Genomic DNA, 19,622 nt, shown 5'->3' with positions numbered 1-19,622 from the left:
CGTAACGCGTACCCAGCACGATGAACCGCATGGAATCGACCAACGTCTTCCTCCAGGGCGTGCGCACCGTCACCGGTGCCGGCCTGGACGCCCCCGCCCCCGCTAATCCCCCGCTGACCCACACCGTGGCGGGGGGATCGACGGCCCAGGCGCTGTACTTCCGCGGCGGCAACAGCACCGACGAGCTCGTGCTCGCCGTGCTGCTGAAGGACGGTGAGCCCATGCGCTACTTCCCCATCGGCGCGAAGGCGGACACCCACGTGCCGCTGCGCGTGGTCGAGGACGTGATGGGCGACTCCGTCCTGGAGCTCCAGCTTGCCGCCCCGGCGGGGGTGAGCGGCGCCGTCGTCGTCGACCTGGGCCTGGTGGAGTACTGATGGAGCGCCAGCGGCTCGTCGTCATCGGCAACGGCATGGCCGGGGCCCGGACGGTCGAGGAGATCCTGACGCGCGCGCCGGACCTGTTCGACATCACCATGTTCGGCGAGGAACCGCACGGCAACTACAACCGCATCGCGCTCTCCCACGTGCTCGCGGGCGAGGAGGACTTCGACTCGATCTTCCTCAACTCGCTGGCGTGGTATGCGGCGAACGGCATCACGCTGCACGCCGGCGTCCGGGCCAAGCGGATCGACCGGTTCGCCAAGGTCGTCTACGCCGACGACGGCTCCGAGACGTCCTACGACAAACTCATCATCGCGACCGGGAGCCGGTCGTTCATCCCCGACATCCCGGGCATCCGCGACCGCTACAGCGAGCTGCGCTCGGGCGTCTTCGGCTTCCGCACCATCGAGGACACCCGCGCCATGCTCGAGCACGCGCGCGGCGGCGAGCGCCGCGCCGTCGTGATCGGCGGCGGCCTGCTCGGGCTCGAGGCCGCCCACGGGCTGCACAAGCAGGGCACCGAGGTCACGGTGCTGCAGCGCTCGGCGACGATCATGAACCAACAGCTGGACGCCGCGGGCGGCGAGGTGCTCGCCGGCATCCTGCAGAACATGGGCATCAGGGTCATCACCAACGCGCGCACCGTGGCGGTCGACTACGTGCCCCGCGTCGGCATTCAGGCCGTGCAGGTGGAGGGCCAGGATCCGATTCCGTGCGACATGGTGGTCGTCACCGCCGGCATCCGGCCCGAGACGTCCGTCGCGCTCATCTCGGGCTTCACCGTCGCCCGCGCGATCGTGGTGGACGACCTGATGCGCACCGTGGACGACGACGACGTGTACGCCGTCGGCGAGTGCGTCCAGCACCGCGGCGAGGTGTACGGGCTGGTCGCGCCCCTGTGGGAGCAGGGCGCGGTGCTCGCCGCGAACATCACCGGCACCGACCCGTCCGCCCGCTACAGCGGCACGAAGACGACGACGAAGCTCAAGGTCGCCGGCATCGACCTGGCCTCCATGGGCGTCCGAACCCCCGAGCGCGAGGGGGACGAGCAGGTGGTGTTCTCCGAGCCGAAGCGTGGGGTGTACAAGTCGGTGATCGTCCGTGAGAACAAGGTGATCGGCGCCACCATGCTCGGCGACGCCAGCCGCGTCCCGTTCCTCACCCGCGCGTTCGACCAGGGCCTCGACCTGCCCGAGACCCGCGCCGAGTTGCTGTTCGACCTGGGCACCGCGCCCGAGCAGTCGGTGGCCGACCTGCCCGACGATGCCCAGATCTGCAACTGCAACGGCGTCACCAAGGGCACGATCGTCGGGGCCGTGCACGACGGCTGCACCTCGCTGGGTGCGGTGATGGACGCCACCCGCGCCGGCAAGGGGTGCGGGTCGTGCAAGGAGCAGGTCTGCGCGATCCTCGCGTGGGCCGCCGGCGACGCCGTCACGGTGGACGCCTCGGCGAACTGGTACGTGCCGGGCGTCCCGATGGGCAAGCCGGAGCTGATGGCGGCGATCCGAGAGCAGAACCTGCGTTCGGTCTCGTCGGTGTTCGCCGCGCTGGCCCCCGAGGGCCAGCCGGACGCCCGCTCGAAGATGGGGCTGGCTTCCCTGTTGAAGATGATGTGGGGGCCCGACTACGTGGACGAGCGCGACGCGCGCTTCATCAACGACCGGGTGCACGCCAACATCCAGAAGGACGGCACGTTCTCCGTGGTGCCCCAGCTGAAGGGCGGCGTCACGTCGCCGGAGCAGCTTCGCCGCATCGCCGACGTCGCCGAGAAGTACGACGTGCCGATGGTGAAGCTCACCGGTGGCCAACGGATCGACCTGCTGGGCATCCGCAAGGAGGACCTGCCGAAGGTGTGGGCCGACCTCGACATGCCGAGCGGCTATGCCTACGGCAAGTCGTTCCGGACGGTGAAGACGTGCGTGGGCCAGGAGTTCTGCCGCTTCGGCACCGGTGACTCGACCAGCCTGGGCATCGCCATGGAGACCCGCTTCCAAGGCCTGGAGGCGCCGGCCAAGATCAAGCTGGCCGTGTCGGGCTGCCCGCGCAACTGCGCGGAGAGCCTGGTGAAGGACGTGGGCGTCGTCGCCGTCGAGGGTGGCCGCTGGGAGCTGTGGATCGGCGGCGCCGCGGGCGCCCACATCCGCAAGGGCGACCTGTTCGTCACCGTCGACTCGCGCGAGGAGGCCATCCTCCTCGCCGGGCGCTTCATCCAGTACTACCGGGAGAACGCGAAGTGGCTGGAGCGCACTTACACGTTCGTGCCCCGCGTGGGGTTGGAGGAGCTGCAGGCCATCCTCATCGCCGACCGCGACGGGGTGTGCGCCGGGCTGGACGCGCGGCTGCAGGAGTCGGTGGACAACTACGCCGACCCCTGGCTCGACCGGGACGCCCCCGCCACGCCGGGTCAGTTCCGCACAGCGCTGCCCCTGGTCGCGCTGCCGCTCGTGCCGGTGCGGGGCGGTGACGCATGAGCGACGCCATCGAGATCGACGTCTGCGCCCTGGGCGACCTGGCCGTGGAGGAGGGCCGCACGTATGTGGTGGCCGACGAGCAGCTCGCGCTGTTCCGCATGCGCGACGACACGGTGCACGCCCTCGGCGCGGTCTGCCCCCACCGCGGCGGCCCGATTGCGGACGGCCAGTGCGACGAGGCGGTCGTCTGGTGCCCGCTGCACGCGTTCGGCTACGACCTCGCCACCGGCGCCTGCGTGAACGGCGACTTCCGCCTGCCCCGGTTCGACGCGCGCGTCGAGGACGGCCGGGTCGTCGTCACGGTTCCGGAATGACGCCGCGCTGGCCCGGGGTGACGCCGCGCTGACCGGGGGTGAGGGGGCCGGGTCAGCCGAAGTCGACGCCCTGGGCAAGCTGCACCGACCCGGAGAAGTTGATCGTGTTGGTCGCGCGGCGCATGTAGGCGCGCCAGGCGTCCGAGCCTGACTCGCGCCCGCCGCCGGTCTCCTTCTCCCCGCCGAACGCGCCGCCGATCTCCGCGCCCGAGGTGCCCGCATTGACGTTCGCGATGCCGGTGTCCGCACCGGACGCCCCGAGGTAGCGCTCGGCCTCGCGGACGTCATTGCTGAACAGCCCACCCGACAGCCCCTGGGGGACGGCGTTGTGCAGCGCCAGGGCCTCGTCGAAGTCCTCGTAGGTGACGACGTACAGGATCGGCGCGAACGTCTCGGCCAGCATGACGCCGTCCTGCGCCGGCAGCCGCACCAGCGCGGGGCGTACCCAGACGCCGCCCGCGTCCGCGCCGGTCTCTGCTTCTGCCTCTGCGTCGGCGTCTGCGTCCGGCTGGTCCCCCGGCACGATGCGTTCGCCACCGGTGACGACCTCGCCACCCTGGGCGCGCGCCCGGTCGAGCGCGGCCTGCATCGCGTCGAACGCCGCGTCGTGGATCAGCGGGCCGAGCAGGACGCCGTCGTCGAACGGGTCGCCGGCCGGCAGGGAGTCGAAGCCGCGCGCGACGCGTCCGACCACCTCGTCGGCCACGGACGCGTGCACCAGCAGCCGCCGCGTGCTCGTGCACCGCTGCCCCGCGGTGCCCGCAGCGCCGAACACAACCGAGCTGACCGCCTGGTCGAGGTCGGCCGACGGCGTGACGATCACGGCGTTGTTGCCGCCCAGCTCCAACAGGCAGCGGCCGAAGCGGGACGCCACCCGCGGGCCCACCTCGCGGCCCATGCGCGTCGAGCCGGTCGCCGACACCAGGGCGACGCGGGGGTCGTCCACCAGGGCCTCACCGACCGCGCGCTCGCCGAGCACCACGGCGTGGAGCCCGGCGGGGGCGTCGTGCTCGCGCAGCGCGCGCTGCAGCAGGGCGTCGCAGCCGAGGGCGCACAGCGTGGTCAGTTCCGAGGGCTTCCACACCACCGGGTCGCCGCACACGAGCGCGATGGCGGTGTTCCACGACCAGACGGCGACGGGGAAGTTGAACGCCGAGATCACCCCGACCACCCCGAGCGGCTGCCACGTCTCCTGCAGCCGGTGGCCCGCGCGCTCCGAGGGCATCGTGCGCCCGTAGAGCTGCCGGCTGAGCCCGACGGCGAAGTCGCAGATGTCGATCATCTCCTGCACCTCGCCGAGCGCCTCGGTGTGGATCTTGCCGGCCTCGATGGTGACGAGCGCGGCCAGATCCTCCTTGTGCTCGGTGAGGAGCTCGCCGAGGCGCTTCACGACCGCGCCGCGCTGGGGCGCCGGGGTCTCGCGCCAGGCGACGAAGGCATCGGACGCCGCCGCGACGGCCGCGGCCACGGCGTCCGCATCGTCGACCCGGACGCCGCACAGCGCCCCGCCGGTGATCGGTGAGCGCGCGACGAGCCCGTGCGCCGCGTCGCCGGGCCGGCCGGCCGACGGGTCGTCGAGCGGGGTGGTGCGCGCGGGGTCGACGCCCAGACGCTCGAGGGCGCCGAGGGCCAGGGCGGTCAGGTCAGCGGTGGTCCGCATTCAGCTCTCCTTGATGATCGTGGTGCCCAGGGCGGCCGCGGCGGCCTCGATGGACGCCTCCTGCTGGGCGGCGTACAGCGCCAGGGGGTCGTGCACGGGGCGTCCCATGGCCTCGGCGAGCCAGGCCTCGTCGCGCGCGGATCCTTCGCGCGAGGCGTCCCGGCTGCCCGAGGAGTCCAGGTTGGACGCGAAGATACCCGCCGCCGAGCGGGGCAGGAAATCCTCGTAGACGATCGGCGTGCGCTCCAGCACCCCGGACGCGACCAGCTCCGACAGCGTGGTGGTGTCACCGACCGGCCCCGTCCCGCCACCGGCCTCGGCCCCCGGGGTCACGCTGTAGGTGAAGTACGCGAGCCCTGCGTCGGCGAGGCCCTGTTCGGTGACCGGCAGGTGGGTGCGCCAGACGTCCAGCTTCACGTCGTTGCGTTGCTCCGGGGTGAGCCCGGCGGAGCGGGCGTCCACCTCGGCGAGCATGCGGTCGTAGCGGTCACGCCCGGCGCGGGTCAGCGCGATGCCGCGCTGCTCGACCTCGCCGAAGCGCACCGACAGCGTCCCGTCGACGACCGACCCGTCCGGCTCGCGGAAGCGGCGCCGCTCGGCCAGGGCCTTGAACGAGGTCTGGCGCAGCAGCACGTCGGGGCCCTCCCAGCGCGGCGGGCCCTGGATCTCGTCGATCATCGTGATGCCGAGGGCCGTCATGCGGGCGTACAGGTCGTCGATGTCGAGCACGCGCGGCGTCAGGTGGTTGATGTGGGTGGTGGTGACGCCGCCGATGTCGGCGGCCACGCCGGAGATCTCGGCGAGCTTGTCGTACCAGCGGCGGTCGACCGGCTCGTCGGAGAGCTCGAAGCACGCCGTGGCGCGCCGGAGGAATTCCTCGGCGTCGGCGTCCGGCAACCCGCCGTCGGCCTCAGCGCGGGCCGCGAGCTCGACCACGGCGTCGTCGAAGAGCTCACGGCAGCCGAGGAAGGCGTCCAGCTCGTGGGTGAGCTTGGCGTCGAAGTAGCGCCGGTCGTCGGTGACGAGCACCGAGGTGAACACCCGGAACGGGTTGATCGCCAGGGCCTCCGGCGTCGTCGGGCGGAAGGCGGTGGACACGATCGGGAGCGAGGTCGCGGCGTCCCCGCGCAGGTCGTAGAAGCCGACGGGCTCCATGCCCAGGGCGGCAAACACCTGGGCGACCCGGCGCAGCTCGGACGCCGTGCCGACGCGGATGGCACCGTGGCGTTCAGCCGTGACGCGATCGATGCGGCCGAGGCGTTCGGCGGTGTCGGGGTGGGCGGCGAGGTGATCGGAGTTCACCGCCGTCGAGACCTCCACGAGGGTCGTGTAGGCCGGCACTTCGGTGCCGTACATCGCCGAGAGCGAGCGGGCGAACGCGGCGCGCAGCGCGTGGGTGTCGTACATGGCGGGCCTCCTCACCGGTCCATGGCGGTCAGGACGCGGTCGAGGGCGTCGAGCGCGTGGTTGAGCGCCGCCCGGGTCACGGTGAGCGGCGGACGGAGCCGCAGCGAGCGGCGTCCGCAGCCGAGCATCAGGACGCGCTCGTCGGTCTGCAGGCGGCGGATGGCCTCGTCGCGGGTCGCGGTGTCGGGCAGGGAGATCGCGCACATGAGGCCCAGCCCGCGGGCGTTGGTGACGCCGGCATGCCGCGCCTGGAGCTCGCGCAGGCGTCCGAGCAGGTGGACGCCCTCGGTGCGGGCGCGCTCCATGAGGTGATCGGCCTCGATGACCTCGAGGATGCGCCGCGAGCGCACCATGTCGGCCAAGTTGCCGCCCCAGGTGGAGTTGATGCGGCTGGGCACGGCGAAAACATTGTCACGCACCTCGTCGAGGCGTCCGCCGGCGGTGATGCCGCAGACCTGCAGCTTCTTGCCGAAACTCATCACGTCCGGGGTGACGCCGAGCTGCTGGTAGGCCCAGGGCGTCCCGGTCATGCCGCCACCGGTCTGCACCTCGTCGAGGATGAACAGGGCGTCGTGCTCGTGGCAGAGCGCCTTCATCCGCTGCAGGAACTCCGGCCGGAAGCGGTGGTCACCGCCCTCGCCCTGGATGGGCTCCATGATGAACGCGGCGATGTCGTGCGGGTGGGCTTCGAAGGCGGCAGCCGCCTGGGCGAGCGTGGCGGCCTCGACGGCGTCCATGTCGCGGCCGTCGGCGCAGTAGGGGGTGTCGATGCGCGGCCAGGCGAACTTCGGGAAGCGGGCGATCTTGTTCGGGTCGGTGTTGGTGAGGCTCATCGTGTAGCCCGAGCGGCCGTGGAACGCCTCGGTGAGGTGCATGATCTGCGTGCCGAGCTCGGGATCGCGGCCGTGGGCCTCGTTGTGGCGGGACTTCCAGTCGAACGCCGTCTTGAGCGCGTTCTCCACCGCGAGCGACCCACCCTCGATGAAGAAGTAGTGCGGCAGCCCGGGGTCACCCATCACGCGGGCGAAGGTCTCCACGAACCGGGCCATCGCGACGGTGTAGATGTCGGAGTTGCTCGGCTTGTTGAGCGACGCCTCGAGCAGCTCGTCGCGGAACGTCTCGTCCTGCGCCAACGCCGGGTGGTTCATGCCGAGGGCATTGGACGCGAAGAACGTGAACATGTCGAGGAACTCCGTGCCCGTCTCGGCGTCCACCAGGGTGGTGCCGTGCGAGGCCGTGAGATCGAGGACCAACGGCATGCCGTCGATGAGCAGGTGGCGACCCAGTGTTTCGTGAACCCGGTCAGCAGCGATCGGTGCGAGCATTTGTTCACAGTAGCGGCGGTCTGACGCAATGATCAACCGTTTCGCGGCGACATCGGGCCAATATTTCCACCGAGGTGCGGGGGTGGGTGCTGGGCACCCGGGGCGCCGGGCTGCCCGGGGGTGGCGGGGCTGGGGGGTGAGGGGGGGGGGGGGGGGGCTGAATGGTCACCCCGAGGCACTGCGCTCCCCTGCCGTTGCGGGGCTCCTCGTGCACGAAGGGGGCCGCTACGGCCGGGGAGCGAGGTGCCGTGGAACGAGAGCACCGCTATGGCCGGGGAGCGAAGTGGCTGGCCCGTGTGTCAGCGCCCCCGGCCCAGCTCGACGACGTCGGGGTCGCTGCCGCTGCGTTCGTCGCGGTTGAGGGCGTCGATCGAGGCCATCGCCTCGGCGTCCAGCTCGAAGCCGAAGACGTCCAGGTTCTCCGCAATGCGCTCGCGGTGCGTCGACTTGGGGAACACGACGTCGCCGCGCTGCAGGTGCCACCGCAGGACGACCTGGGAGGGCGTCCGCCCGCATGCGTCGGCGACCCGCCGCACCACCGGATCGTCCAACACCCGGCCGCGCGCCAGCGGCGACCAGGCCTGCGTGACGATGCCGCGCTCGGCGTGCAGCGCACGCAGGGGCTCCTGGGTCAGGTAGGGGTTGATCTCGATCTGGTTGACGGCCGGCACAACGCCGGTCGCGTCGATGACGGCCCGCAGGTGGGCGGGTTGGAAGTTCGAGACCCCCACCTCGCGGACGCGACCCGAGTGCTGCAGCTCCACCAGGGTCTCCCACGTCGCCACGTAATCCGTGGTCGCCGCGAGCGGCCAGTGGATGAGGTACAGGTCGAGCACGTCGAGGCCGAGGTCGTCCAGCGAGCGCTCGAAGGCCGCGCGGGCGGCGTCCGGCGCGTGGTGGGGATTGTCGAGCTTGGACGTGACGAACAATTCATCACGAGGTAGACCGGACGCCGCGAGCGCGCGTCCGACATCGCGCTCGTTGCCGTACATGGCCGCGGTGTCGACGTGACGATGGCCGAGCTCGAGCGCAATCGAGACGGCCCGTTCGGCGTCCGCGGGATCGATCTTGTATGTGCCGAACCCCAGCTGCGGGATCGGCGTGCCGTGGGCGAGGGTCAGCGTGGGGATCACCCCTGCAATGTAACCCCGCCCGGCGCCCCCGCACCGCGGGGGCAGACGGCCCGCCCGGCTCGGGTCAGGACGCGAGGCGTCCGCCGACCTCCTCGAGGGCGTCGAAGAGTCCGGCCAGGTTCTCACGGTGCCGAGGGTCGGGGGTGGCCTGCCCGTCGGTGAAGTCGGTGAACAGGTTCAGGTTCACCTCGGGGCGCACGTCGTACATCTGGAAGTTGGCGAGCACGGTGCGCCAGTTCTCGATGGCGCGGACGCCGCCCACCGAGCCGTAGCCGACGAACGCGACGGCCTTGCCCATCCACTCCCCACCGAGGACGTCGACGGCGTTCTTGAAGGCGCCCGGCACACCGTGGTTGTACTCCGGGGTCACGAACACGTAGGCGTCGCAGGCGTCGATCGCGTCGCTCCACGCCTGCACCCGCTCGTCGTCGTAGGACTTGCCCATCGACATCGGGTGGCGGGGGTCGGTCAACAGGGGGACGTCGAAGTCCTTCAGATCGATGAGTTCGTAGGAGGCACCCTCGCGCTTCTCGGCGTCCTCGAACACCCAGGCGCCCACCGACTCCCCCGCGCGTCCCTCCCGGATCGACCCGATGATGATCCCGATCTTCATGCTTTGCTCCCCCAGATTTGATTGACGTCTCAATCATACCCGCTCGCGCGGGCGTCGGGGGGTGTTCCACAATGGTGGGCATGACGGTCCCCCCGTGCGACGCGGCCGTGGCGCGCTGATGGTCGCCACCCGGATCTGGACGCCCGCGTGGCCCTGCCCGGTGGGGCAGGTGTGGTCGACGTGGCGGCGCGGCGCCGGCGACCCGACGTACCGCATCACCGGCGCCGACGGCGTCCGGCACCACTGGCGCGGCCTGCGGACGCCGGAGGGTGCGGCCACGCTGGCCGTCCGGGTGCGGGGCAGCGAGGGCGTCGTGGAGGCGTCCGCCTGGGGTGAGGGCGCGGCTTGGGCGCTGGAGCACGTGCCGGCGATGCTGGGGGCGGACGACGACCCGACGGGCTTCACGCCGCGGCATCCGCTGCTCGTCGCGGCGCACCGGGCACACCCGCACTTTCGCGTCGGCCGGGGCGGGGTCGTGATGGCCGCGCTCGTGCCTGCGGTGATCGAGCAGAAGGTGACGGGCCAGGAGGCGTTCGCCGGTTTCCGGCGGCTGGTGCGCCGCTTCGGGACGCACGCGCCCGGGGCTCCGGAGGAGATCGACCTGTGGCTCCCCCCGACGCCCGAGGAGCTGCGGCACATTCCGAGTTGGGAGTGGCTCCGCCTCGGCATCGATCATGCGCGGAGCACCACCGTGCTGCGGGCGGCGTCCGTGAGCGCCGGGCTGGAGCGGACGCTGGCCGGCTCGTTCAGCGCCGCCGATGCCCGGCTGCGGACGGTGCCGGGCATCGGGGTGTGGACGTCGGCGGAGGTCCGTTCCCGCGCCCACGGCGATCCGGACGCCGTGGCCTTCGGCGATTACCACGTGGCGCGGAACATCGGCTGGGCGCTCATCGGGGAGCAGATCGACGACGACGCCCTGCTCGAACTGCTGGAGCCGTACCTGGGTCAGCGGTACCGGGTGCAGCGCTTGCTGGAGCTCGCGGGCCACCACCACCCGCGCCACGGTGCCCGGATGGCGCCGCGCACGCATCTACCGCGCTGAGGGAGTGACGACGCTCGCCCGGCCGGCGTCGACAACGCGGGCACGTGCATGGGTTGTCGACACAGATCCGGGGCGCCGCGTCGACAACGCGGGCACGTGCATGGGTTGTCGACGCGCCTGCGGTCCTGCGTCGCGCGCCTCCAGGCTCACACTCCGGTTTGGGTCTCAAACTCCGCTACCGAACCTGGAGTTTGAGACACAAGCGAGCGTGTCGCGGCCGCCAGGGGCGGTCAGGAGAGGATGCGGATCTGCAGGGGGTAGGTGTAGGGCTCGTCCTTGGCGGCGCGGAGGGCGCCGATGATGCCGAGCACCAGGGATCCCAGGCCGCCGACCACGATCATCGGGATGCCGATCACCGCGCCCACGAACGTGAACGTGAGGATCCACCCGAGGATCGACACGATCGCCATGCTCACCGCAAAGTTGAACGCCCCCGACGAGGCGTTGCGGACGAACCGCGAGCGGTCCTTCTGCAGCAGGTAGATGACGAGCGGGCCGACGAAGCTGAGCCAGCCCGCCGAGACCGCCCAGGCGATCACCGAGGACAGGTGGGCGACCACGGCCCAGGTCCGCTCCTGGGCGTCGATCGGCTGGCGCCCCGCGAGGGGACGCCCCGCGTACAGGTTGCCCGGGTGCCCCGCCGCGAACGGGGGCTGCGTCGACTGCGGCTGCGTGTACTGCGGCTGCGGGAACGGGGGCGGCGCGTCCGCGGGATTCTGCCAAGCGGTCTGCGCCGAGGGGCGCCGCTGCTGGCCGTGTTCCGGATCGGGCGATTGCGGGTCGTGCGGGTGGGGCTGTGACTGCGTCATGGCTCGATCCTCCCCCACCCCCTGTCGAGCCAACAGGGGGTGGGCCCGCTTTCAGGGATCGCTCCGGGCGGCCCTGATGCCGCCCGCCACCGCGGGCGTCCGGGTCAGCCCTGCTGGTTGAGGTAGCGCTGCAGGGCCAGGGTGGTGCTCGACCCCCACACGCCGGTCTGCGGGTGGCCGATCAACGCCTGGGTCTTGCGGGTGGTCTCGGGCCCGCGGCGTCCGTCGACGCGCGCGCCGACCTTCGCCTGGAGGGCCCGCGTGGTCGCCGGACCCCACCGGCCGTCCGGGCTCGCGCCCACCCACCGCTGCAGCGCCCGGGTGGTCGCCGGGCCGAGCTTGCCGTCCTCGGCGAGCTTGCCGGTGGCCGGCGCCGGGGCCGGTGCGGGCACCGGGGGGGGTCGACGCCCCGGCTGGGCGCGCTGCCGGAGTCGACCGGCACGGCGTTGCGGTCGGCCCCACCGTTGTCACGCGTCAGGCCGGCGCGTCGCGAACAGGTCGGCCAGGCCCCCGGCCCCTGCGCGGCCAGCGTGCGCCGCGCGATCGCGATCTGCTGGGCCTTGCTCGCCTGGTGGGCGTAGGACGCGTACTCGGCGCCGCCGTAGGCGCGCCAGGTCGACGCCGAGAACTGGAGCCCGCCGTAGTAGCCGTTGCCCGTGTTGATCGCCCAGTTGCCGGTCGACTCGCACTGGGCCACCCGATCCCACACCGCCAGGTCGAATGCTTGCGCGCTGGGGGCGGCCACCATGCCGCCCAACACCAGCCCGCCCGTCGCCGCGGCGGTCACGGTGGTGCGGGTCACGAACCTGCGCATGCTCATCGTCGTCATCCTTCCGTCGAGGTCCCGCTCCGGTGCGTCCCTGCAGTCCCGGTCCGGCGGCTGCTGCGGTGCGGGGGCACACGGTCGCGGCGGTTTCCGCTGACGGTACGGGGCCGGGCGACGCGATGCAAGAGTTCGCCAAGAATCTCTCAGGCAATCCGGGCCTCCTCGACACCCGGGGCGTCAGCAGCCAACCCCCGCTCCCATCACAGCCCCTAGCCACAGCCCCCTGCCACGGCCGGGCCACGCCCTCGTCCCACCTGCTCCGCTCGGCCGGCATGCCGAGCACCCCTTGGGGAATTTTCTCAGGAAAGGATTCCCGGCTCCCCCGCGTCACTCAGCTCTGGTTGTAGAAGGAGCCCGTGAGGTGCTCGGCGTCGTCCAGCACGGTCACCCCCGGGGGCGCCAGGACGAGCACGTGCGTGGTCACCTTGTCGATGTTGCCACCGAGGCCGAACACCAGCCCGGCGACGAAGTCCACCAGGCGGTGCGCCTCGTCGGGCTCCAACCAGCTCAGGTCGCACAGGACGACGTCGCCGTCGCGGAACCGCTCCCCGATGGGGCGCGAATCCCGGTACGACGTCGGGTGGAACACCACGATGCTGCGTCCGTCCGCCATGCCTGTCCTCGCCTGCTCTCGTTCCCGGCCCCCACCCGCGGCCTGCCGGCCCGGGCACGCGTCCATCCTCCCAGACCCGTCGCCCCGCCCGGCACCACCGGTGCCGCGCGGCTCGCGGCATCGGTGCCGCGGCCCGTGTGACTGTTCGATGACAATCCGCCCAACGGTGCCCGGAGCCGGCGCCGAGAAGGGAGGATGGACGCATGAGCTCTGCTTCCACCGCCGCCCTGAACCTCCGCCTCGCCCTCATCGGCCAGTCGCCGGTGAACGCCGAGGGGGACGAGGGTCAGCACGTCGTGGCCCCGTTGCTGGCCCGCCAGCGCGAGATGGCCCGGCGCCTCTCCGAGCGACTCTCCCCCACCGACGGCCGCATCCAGCACTTCCTCGACGACTACCTGGCGGACGCCTCCGGCTCGCCCCAGCTCCCCCGCCGCACCCTCGTGCTCGACCAGCCGGGCCTGGCGCGCGAACTGTCCCTGCCCCTGGACGCCGACGAGTTCAACTCCAGCCTGCTCTCCAGCTACCGCCTCGTGAATGGCGTCCTCCACAACCCGGCCAACGACCGCCGCACCACGGCCGGCGTCTTCCACATCGCCGAGGGCGGCCTGCCGATCCCCGACGACAAGATCGCCGTCAGCAAGGACGCCGCCTCGCGCATCTTCGAGGCCGCCTTCGACGCCCCCGCCGAGTGGATGCGCCTGCCCTGGACGTCCGCCACCGACCAGCCGGCCGAGTGTTTCGTCTCCCTGCTGCTGCGCCCCCTGGTGCAACCCGAGGTGCCCGGGGTCATGCACGAGCGTCGCCTCGAGGTGCGGTTCATCGTGCCCGGCGGCCTGGTCTCCAACCTCGACTTCGTCGAGGCGATCTTCGGCAACGCCGGGGATCCCTACCTCCCCGAGAACGACGCCTCCCTCGACCCCCGGCACTGGACCGGCCACACCGGCCTGGTCGTGCTCGCGCCGCACCTGACGAAGCTGACCAAGAAGGAGCTGGGCCTGCCGCACGTCAGCGAGGCCACCGAGCGCCAGCAGCGCGACGGGCAGTGCTGGGAGTCCGAGGACGAGCTGTACAACAACGGCAGCGCGTTCAAGCTGTGCATCCGCGACGAGCGCGGCGTCATCGCGACCGTGATCGCCGACAACTACTTCGGCTACTGCAAGAAGGAGGTCAAGACCCAGATCTCCTACTCCGCGAACCTGCTGGGTGCGGCGGAGGAGGAGCACGCCGGCGGTGCCCTGTGCTTCCCGGCCTACAACCTGGGGACGACCTGGACCGACGACCGCACGCCCGAGGACTACACGGTCGCCGACGTCGTGGCGCGGGATCCGGAGCGGTTCCAGCTCCAGCCCGAAGGACACGCGCTGGACGCGCACTGGCCGCACATCACCATCGTGCCCGCGCGGGCGACCTTCTCCATGGGCGACCAGACGATCAGCTGGGACACGGCCGAGGGCGCGGGTCAGATCCCGCTGCTCGCCAATCACCACTACCTGTTGCCGAACGGTTACCGCATCCACGCCAAGCACCGGGAGACGGACAAGACGAGTTGGCACCTCGTCGGCACCACGCCCAGCCCGACGCACTGCCACAAGCCGGCCACGGTCTCCGGCGGCGGCAAGAGCGAGATCAGCAAGTCCATCCTCGACGCGTTCGTGTTCGGCACCAGCTTCGTGTCCGACTTCGAGGAGGACATGGACGCCGTCCAGGCCCTCATCGACCGGGACTACTCGCAGCGCTTCGCCGATGCGGCCGCCAACGGCGTCGACCACCGCGGCGTCCTCAGCACCGAGCGGAGCCTGGGCTCGGTCATCAAGCTGATGACGCCCTCGTCCGCGTTCTCCGACGCGCACAACAAGCGTCTCGAGCGCATCCCCGCGCACATCAAGGAGCTGTTGTTCACCGTCAAGCGGTTCCACCGGCCCGAGTGGGGTGAGGACTGGCGCGAGCACTTCAGCGTGCGCATGCTCAACGGACGCGAGGGCAACGCCCTGCGGCTGGACGGGGAGGAGATCGTCGCGAACTACCTGCGCGTCGGCTTCGAGGCCGACGGCAGCTGGCGCCTGTTCAGCCTGCGGCCGGACTTCTCGGCTGCGTACAAGGTGCAGACCGAGGACGACATCACGGCGTCCGTCGTGGTGCCCGCGGGCTCGGTGTCGACCGTGGACGCCTCGGCGTCCGACCGCCCGCGCAAGGTGTTGCAGAACTGCGAGATGAAGCTGTTCCAGCGCCCCGACGACGCGATCCACCGCGGCTACGACAAGCAGACCGAGAAGGACATGGCGGAGCCGGGGACGTTCATCTCGAACTTCCAGCCGCTGACGTCCGACGACGCGCGGGCGATGGTGCAGGACGTGCAGGCGTTCAGCGAGTTCACCGAGCCCATGGCCGACCTGATCGCCGACGTCGCGAACCGCCCGGAGGGTGAGGGGCCCACCTACTTCGTGTGCTCGGCCAACCCGCGGCTGGTGAACGGCCAGCGCTCGAAGAACCCGCGCTACCTGCAGACGCGGCCCGACCTCACCGACCCCACGGGCACGGCGAGCGCCGTCACGTCGCTGGCGATGGGTCTGCGGCGTCCGACCTCGGAGCCCTGCCCGGCACCGGTGGACGTGGTGGCCGCCGGGCGTCGGAACAACCCGGCCGAGCCGGGCGTCCCGCCGCTGTGCACCTACAACCCGCTGCACTACATGGAGTTGCCGGAGCTCTTCATGGAGTTCATCAGCTCGATGACCGGCAAGTCGCCCTCGACGACGGGCGCCGGCTCGGAGGGCGCCATGACGAAGGCCCCGTTCAACGCGTTGCCGGCCATCTTCGACCTCAACGCCGCCTTCCTGTCCTTCGCGCTGACCGGCTATGACGGCTGGCTCAGCTCCGCGGGGTACATCGGCCCGAAGATGCGCATCGACCACGACTTCTCGATGCTCGTGCCCGAGCTGTTCAGCCGCATGACACCCCAGGAGCGGACGGCCGCCAACCTCATCGAGCACGGTTTCCTCGAGCGCCTGACGGACTTCGAGCACCAGGGGGCGACCGTCGCGGCGAGCCGCTTGGGCTACCGCATGAACGAGGCGTTCGCGACGACCTACTTCGGGCGCATCTTCCTGCACCCCAACGTCGTCTTCACCCCGGAGATGCTGCAGCCGGAGTTGCAGGACGTCGACACCTTCGCCGAATCGATGGCCACGATCGTGAAGACCCACGAGCGGGTCGCGCGCGCCTACTTCGATGACGGAACCGTCGAGTTTGCGATCCCGCCGCTGCGGGCGCTGCTCGAGGTGATGGCGAACGGGGCGACGGCGGACGGTCTCACGCTCGCCGACGACGCCTTCCGGGCCCAGTTCGAGCGCGACGCCATCGCGTCCAGCGACTGGTACGCCGCGCGGCTGGACGCCAAGCAGGCCGAGGACGTCCGTCGCTCCGACCGGGCCGTGGGGGCGCTCGAGGATTTCCTCGAGAACCCCGACAACGAGGAGGCCGCCGAGCGGCTCGGGCTCGCCGAACGGCTCGAGGACACCCGCGCGTTCCTGGCCGACCGGCAGTCCTCGGACTACCGTCAGCGACTCGTCGGCACCCTGGGTCGCCAGCCCTTGTGAGCCCCGTTCCGGCGTCTCGTTAGCTTTCAGCCAGTCTCCGACCGCAGCCCTTCCGGCTGCGGTCGGAGCCGTTCTAGCGTGCTCGCAGGTCGTCCCGCCGACGTCCCCCACCTGCGAACACCCGAACGGAGCCCTCCATGAAGCAATTCCTCGCCAAGCTGACTGTCGGCCTCGGGCTGGCCCTGGCCGCCCCCCTGGCCCTCCCCGCCGCAGCGCATGCCGCCCCCGCACCGAACGCGATGAGCGCCAGCGACGCGGCCACCACCGCCGCCCTGGTGGCCCGCGCCGACACGCTGCCCGTCTCGATCGACCCGAAGGCGTCCGTGCGTACCGGAGCCGCCTCGCCGCTGGCCTCCTACGGCAGCTACCCGACCCGCAAGGGCGTCATCCTCGTCACCCCGGACGCCTTCAAGAACCTGATCCCCACCGGTCACGCCGCCATCATCTACAGCTCCTCCACCGTGGTGGAGGCCGTGTCCGGCGGCGTCGTCACCGGCTCCAACAACTGGAACTCCACGAAGTCGCAGGCGTACGCCGTGACCACGAAGGCCACCTCGAGCGCCCAGGACGCGACGGCCGCCGGGTGGGCCTACGGCCAGCGCGGCAAGCCCTACAACTGGAACTACTTCAACACCGGCACCCGCAACAGCTTCTACTGCTCCCACCTCGTGTGGGCGTCCTACAAGGACAACTTCGGCATCGACCTGAACACCTCGGCCTACTGGGGGGCGGTGCACCCCATGGAGCTGGTCAACAACAGCCAGGTGTCGCTGCTCTGGCGCAAGTCCTGAACGGGGACGCCCCCATGAGCACCCCGGGTTCCCTCGCCCGCGCCCTAGGCGCCGCCGTCGCCCTCGCGACGGCGACGCTCACCGCGTCCTGCGGCATCATGCCGGCCGCCCCGACGGCGGCCGCCGACGCCGGCTGCCCCGCGGGTGGTTGGGACGCCGCGCTGCTCTGGTCGAGCCAGGACGCCCGGACGAGCACGGTGGTGTTCGTCCGCGACGGCGCCGTCGTGGGGGAGCAGTCCCTGCCCCACCAGGGGCTGGAGGCGGCGCCGGGTGAGGTCATCGCCCGCGGCGACGGCCACGTGTGGCTCGCCGCCAACGGCGACGCCCAGCGCAGCAGGACCGAGCTGGTGCGCTACGACACGGCCGCCTGCACCTCCGCGGCGCTGGCGGTCGACGAACCGGTGATCCGCGCGATCGTCGAGGTGGACGGCGACGTCGTCACCACCAACACCCGCAACGGCGCCGCCGAGGTGCGGCGGCGCACGACCGCCGGCGCGGTGGTGGCCGAGGCGTCCTTCGCCGAGCTCGACCTGACCCACCTCGTCGCGCACGGCGAGGTGGTGTACGCCCTCGGGCGGACGATGGGGCGCGCGCGGGACGTCGGCGTCCTGCTCACCCTGGACGCCGCCACGCTCGCCGAGCGTGATCGGGTGGAGTGGCCCGACACCGTGGCCTTCGGCGGCGCCGTCGTGCAGGGCGACACCCTCCACCTCACCGGCACGCTCGGCCAGGCCGGCGACGCGGAGGTCGAGGGCGATGCGCTCATCTCGGTCGTGCCGACCACCGGCCAGGAGGCCCGGGTGGCCCTGGATGCGCCCGCGCCGAGCCTGCTCCTCGACGTGGCGGGCGACCTGTACGTCACCCACACCTTCATGAATCCGGCCTTCCGCCCGACGCGCGACTACCAAACGGTGAGCCGCGTCGGCGCCGACGGCGCGGTGAGCGGCGTCGACGTCGGCGAGGGGCTGCTGACGGCGGCCGCCACGCCCACGGCGTTGTTCGTCGTCACGCAGGTCGAGCAGGGGCCGGCACGCCTGTCCACCCGGACGCTGCCCGATCTCGCAGAGGCCGCAACAGTCGCCCTGCCGCCCCCGGAGGGCCCCGACCACCACTACGTCGCGGGGGTGCTGACACCACCCGCGTGATAGAACGACGGCATGACCGACCGCAACGCGATCCACGTGCCCGGCACGGCCCGCACCTTCGACCGGCGGCGGATCCTCTTCGTGTTGCTGCTGGCCATGGCCATGTCGCTCATGGCCGTGTCGTCGGTCAACGTCGCGCTGCCCACCATCGAGGAGGGTCTGGGCGCCAGCCCGTCCGACATCCAGTGGGTGCTGTCCGGCTATGCGCTGGCCCTCGGTGTCACCCTCATCCCGGCCGGCCGGGCCGGGGACGTCCTCGGCCGCGGCTCGCTCTTCTGCGTCGGCATGGCGGTGTTCGTCGTGGCCTCGTTGGCGTGCGGCCTGGCCGGTTCACCGCTGGCCCTGAACGCGGCCCGGCTCGTGCAGGGCCTGGGCGCCGGGCTGTACTCCCCGCAGGTCACCGGCATGATCCAGCAATACTTCTCCGGCGGCGGGCGTGCCCGGGCGTTCGCGCTGCTCGGGCTGGTGGTGGCGGCGTCCGTGGCCGTGGGCCCGGTGCTGTCGGGGGCGATCATCGAGGCCGTGGGGCCGACGTCCGGCTGGCGCTGGACGTTCTTCACCTACCTGCCGGTCGGCCTGGCCGGCATCGTGCTCGCGTGGCGGTGGTTCCCCTTCGAGACCGAGCGGACGCGGCGGGCGACGGCCGGGCCCGACCGCCGCCGCGTCGACCTCGACCCCGTGGGAACCACGCTGGCGACGCTGACCGTTCTGGGCCTCATGTATCCCTTCATGGCCCGCGCGGCCTGGGCCTGGCTGCTGCTGCCGCTCGCGCTGGGTCTGGGCTTCGGGTGGACGCGGTGGGAGCGCCGCTACGCGGCGCGCGGCGGGGAGCCGTTGATCGACCTGGACCTCTTCGCCTACCGGTCGTTCCGCAACGGCATCGCCGTCTCGGGGGCGGTGTTCCTGGGCGTGACGAGCACGTTCGTCGTCGTCGCGCTCTTCCTGCAGTCCGGCCTGGGCGTGGGCGCGCTGGCGGCGGGCCTGATCGGCCTGCCGAACGCAATCCTGTCGGGCTGGGCGGCGATCTGGACCGTCCGCTTCGTCATGGAGCACGGCCGCCGGCTCGTCGTGGTCGCCATCAGCGTCATGATCGGCGCCACGCTGCTCAGCCTGGTCGTCGGCTGGCTCATCGGGGCCGCCGGCATCTCGTTCTGGTGGCTGGCGGCACCCCTGGCACTGATCGGCCTCGGCATGGGGACCCTGGGCTCGGCGAACCAGACCCTGAGCATGCAGGACATCCCGCCCGCCCACGGCGGCGCGGCGTCCGGCCTCAAGCAGACCGTCGAACGCACGGCCACCGCCATGGGCAACGCGGCGATCACCGGGGTGTTCTTCCTGACCGTCGGCCTGGCCGACTGGGCGGACGCCTTCATCGCGGCCTTCGCGGCCGTGACGGTGTGCCTCACCGGTGCGCTGCTGCTCGCTGTGCTCGACCTCCGGCAGCACCGCGCCACCCGGTGAGGCCGAGCGACGCGCTGGCGAAGTGATCCGTTT

At 71.6% G+C, this 19,622-nt stretch carries 16 protein-coding genes and 1 pseudogene; 8 read left to right on the top strand and 9 right to left on the bottom strand.

Annotated features, from left to right (window positions below):
* The first annotated feature begins 29 nt into the window (after nucleotides 1-29).
* The 3 genes from PCC79_RS01705 to PCC79_RS01695 are packed head-to-tail and all read left to right on the top strand — an operon-like array spanning nucleotide 30 to nucleotide 3,171.
* On the top strand, nucleotides 30-377 hold the full coding sequence (locus PCC79_RS01705; protein ID WP_232548825.1) for a hypothetical protein: 348 nt from the start codon (nucleotides 30-32) through the stop codon (nucleotides 375-377).
* Entirely contained in the window at nucleotides 377-2,857 is a 2,481-nt protein-coding gene (nirB, locus tag PCC79_RS01700; RefSeq protein ID WP_342372811.1) for a nitrite reductase large subunit NirB, read from the top strand. The genes PCC79_RS01705 and nirB overlap by 1 nt, the downstream gene beginning before the upstream one ends.
* The gene (locus PCC79_RS01695; RefSeq protein ID WP_342372810.1) at nucleotides 2,854-3,171 is read left to right on the top strand and encodes a Rieske (2Fe-2S) protein; all 318 of its coding nucleotides are present in this window, start codon (nucleotides 2,854-2,856) and stop codon (nucleotides 3,169-3,171) included. Before nirB ends, PCC79_RS01695 begins: the two co-directional genes overlap by 4 nt.
* A 52-nt stretch (nucleotides 3,172-3,223) precedes the next feature.
* Here PCC79_RS01695 and PCC79_RS01690 read toward each other — a convergent pair whose 3' ends face one another.
* The 5 genes from PCC79_RS01690 to PCC79_RS01670 all read right to left on the bottom strand — a co-directional run bounded on the left by PCC79_RS01690 (nucleotide 3,224) and on the right by PCC79_RS01670 (nucleotide 9,309).
* Complete coding sequence (locus PCC79_RS01690) at nucleotides 3,224-4,831, bottom strand: L-piperidine-6-carboxylate dehydrogenase (RefSeq protein ID WP_342372809.1); 1,608 nt, start codon at nucleotides 4,829-4,831, stop codon at nucleotides 3,224-3,226.
* The gene (locus tag PCC79_RS01685) at nucleotides 4,832-6,238 is read right to left on the bottom strand and encodes a 2-oxoadipate dioxygenase/decarboxylase (RefSeq protein WP_342372808.1); all 1,407 of its coding nucleotides are present in this window, start codon (nucleotides 6,236-6,238) and stop codon (nucleotides 4,832-4,834) included.
* Nucleotides 6,239-6,249: 11 nt separating this feature from the next.
* On the bottom strand, nucleotides 6,250-7,563 hold the full coding sequence (gene lat / locus PCC79_RS01680) for an L-lysine 6-transaminase (protein ID WP_232548820.1): 1,314 nt from the start codon (nucleotides 7,561-7,563) through the stop codon (nucleotides 6,250-6,252).
* A 299-nt stretch (nucleotides 7,564-7,862) separates the two neighbouring features.
* On the bottom strand, nucleotides 7,863-8,696 hold the full coding sequence (locus PCC79_RS01675; RefSeq protein ID WP_232548819.1) for an aldo/keto reductase: 834 nt from the start codon (nucleotides 8,694-8,696) through the stop codon (nucleotides 7,863-7,865).
* Between the two features lie 64 nt (nucleotides 8,697-8,760).
* Nucleotides 8,761-9,309, bottom strand: a complete 549-nt coding sequence (locus PCC79_RS01670) for an NADPH-dependent FMN reductase (RefSeq protein WP_232548818.1) — start codon at nucleotides 9,307-9,309, stop codon at nucleotides 8,761-8,763.
* 94 nt (nucleotides 9,310-9,403) lie between these two features.
* Between PCC79_RS01670 and PCC79_RS01665 the strand changes: the two genes are divergently transcribed.
* A complete protein-coding gene (locus tag PCC79_RS01665) occupies nucleotides 9,404-10,351 on the top strand; it encodes a DNA-3-methyladenine glycosylase 2 family protein (protein ID WP_342372807.1) in 948 nt (315 codons plus the stop codon).
* 230 nt (nucleotides 10,352-10,581) lie between these two features.
* Here PCC79_RS01665 and PCC79_RS01660 read toward each other — a convergent pair whose 3' ends face one another.
* The 4 genes and pseudogenes from PCC79_RS01660 to PCC79_RS01645 all read right to left on the bottom strand — a co-directional run bounded on the left by PCC79_RS01660 (nucleotide 10,582) and on the right by PCC79_RS01645 (nucleotide 12,599).
* Nucleotides 10,582-11,160, bottom strand: coding sequence for a DUF4870 domain-containing protein (locus tag PCC79_RS01660; protein WP_342372806.1), 579 nt, complete (start codon nucleotides 11,158-11,160; stop codon nucleotides 10,582-10,584).
* Between the two features lie 104 nt (nucleotides 11,161-11,264).
* Nucleotides 11,265-11,552: a hypothetical protein gene (locus PCC79_RS01655; RefSeq protein ID WP_342373648.1), complete on the bottom strand. Its 288-nt coding sequence runs from the start codon at nucleotides 11,550-11,552 to the stop codon at nucleotides 11,265-11,267.
* A gap of 113 nt (nucleotides 11,553-11,665) precedes the next feature.
* Nucleotides 11,666-11,908: pseudogene (locus tag PCC79_RS01650) on the bottom strand (transglycosylase family protein); the annotation flags it as partial.
* Nucleotides 11,909-12,317: 409 nt separating this feature from the next.
* Nucleotides 12,318-12,599 carry a cell division protein SepF gene (locus tag PCC79_RS01645; RefSeq protein ID WP_342372805.1) on the bottom strand — a complete coding sequence of 94 codons (282 nt, stop codon included), beginning with the start codon at nucleotides 12,597-12,599 and terminating at the stop codon, nucleotides 12,318-12,320.
* 203 nt (nucleotides 12,600-12,802) lie between these two features.
* On the opposite strand from PCC79_RS01645, the gene PCC79_RS01640 reads away from it, so the two are divergent.
* The 4 genes from PCC79_RS01640 (at nucleotide 12,803) to PCC79_RS01625 (ending at nucleotide 19,589) form a co-directional block, all read left to right on the top strand.
* The gene (locus tag PCC79_RS01640; RefSeq protein WP_232548814.1) at nucleotides 12,803-16,192 is read left to right on the top strand and encodes a hypothetical protein; all 3,390 of its coding nucleotides are present in this window, start codon (nucleotides 12,803-12,805) and stop codon (nucleotides 16,190-16,192) included.
* 137 nt (nucleotides 16,193-16,329) lie between these two features.
* On the top strand, nucleotides 16,330-16,983 hold the full coding sequence (locus PCC79_RS01635; RefSeq protein WP_342372804.1) for a YiiX/YebB-like N1pC/P60 family cysteine hydrolase: 654 nt from the start codon (nucleotides 16,330-16,332) through the stop codon (nucleotides 16,981-16,983).
* Between the two features lie 14 nt (nucleotides 16,984-16,997).
* A complete protein-coding gene (locus PCC79_RS01630; RefSeq protein ID WP_342372803.1) occupies nucleotides 16,998-18,128 on the top strand; it encodes a hypothetical protein in 1,131 nt (376 codons plus the stop codon).
* 12 nt (nucleotides 18,129-18,140) lie between these two features.
* On the top strand, nucleotides 18,141-19,589 hold the full coding sequence (locus PCC79_RS01625; RefSeq protein WP_232548811.1) for an MFS transporter: 1,449 nt from the start codon (nucleotides 18,141-18,143) through the stop codon (nucleotides 19,587-19,589).
* Nucleotides 19,590-19,622 lie beyond the last annotated feature (33 nt).

It is taken from the genome of Propioniciclava soli (assembly GCF_038502305.1).
GTDB classification, from domain to species: domain Bacteria; phylum Actinomycetota; class Actinomycetes; order Propionibacteriales; family Propionibacteriaceae; genus Propioniciclava; species Propioniciclava soli.
Note: the sequence above shows the minus strand (reverse complement) of the source record. Positions and strands in the feature narration are given on the sequence as shown.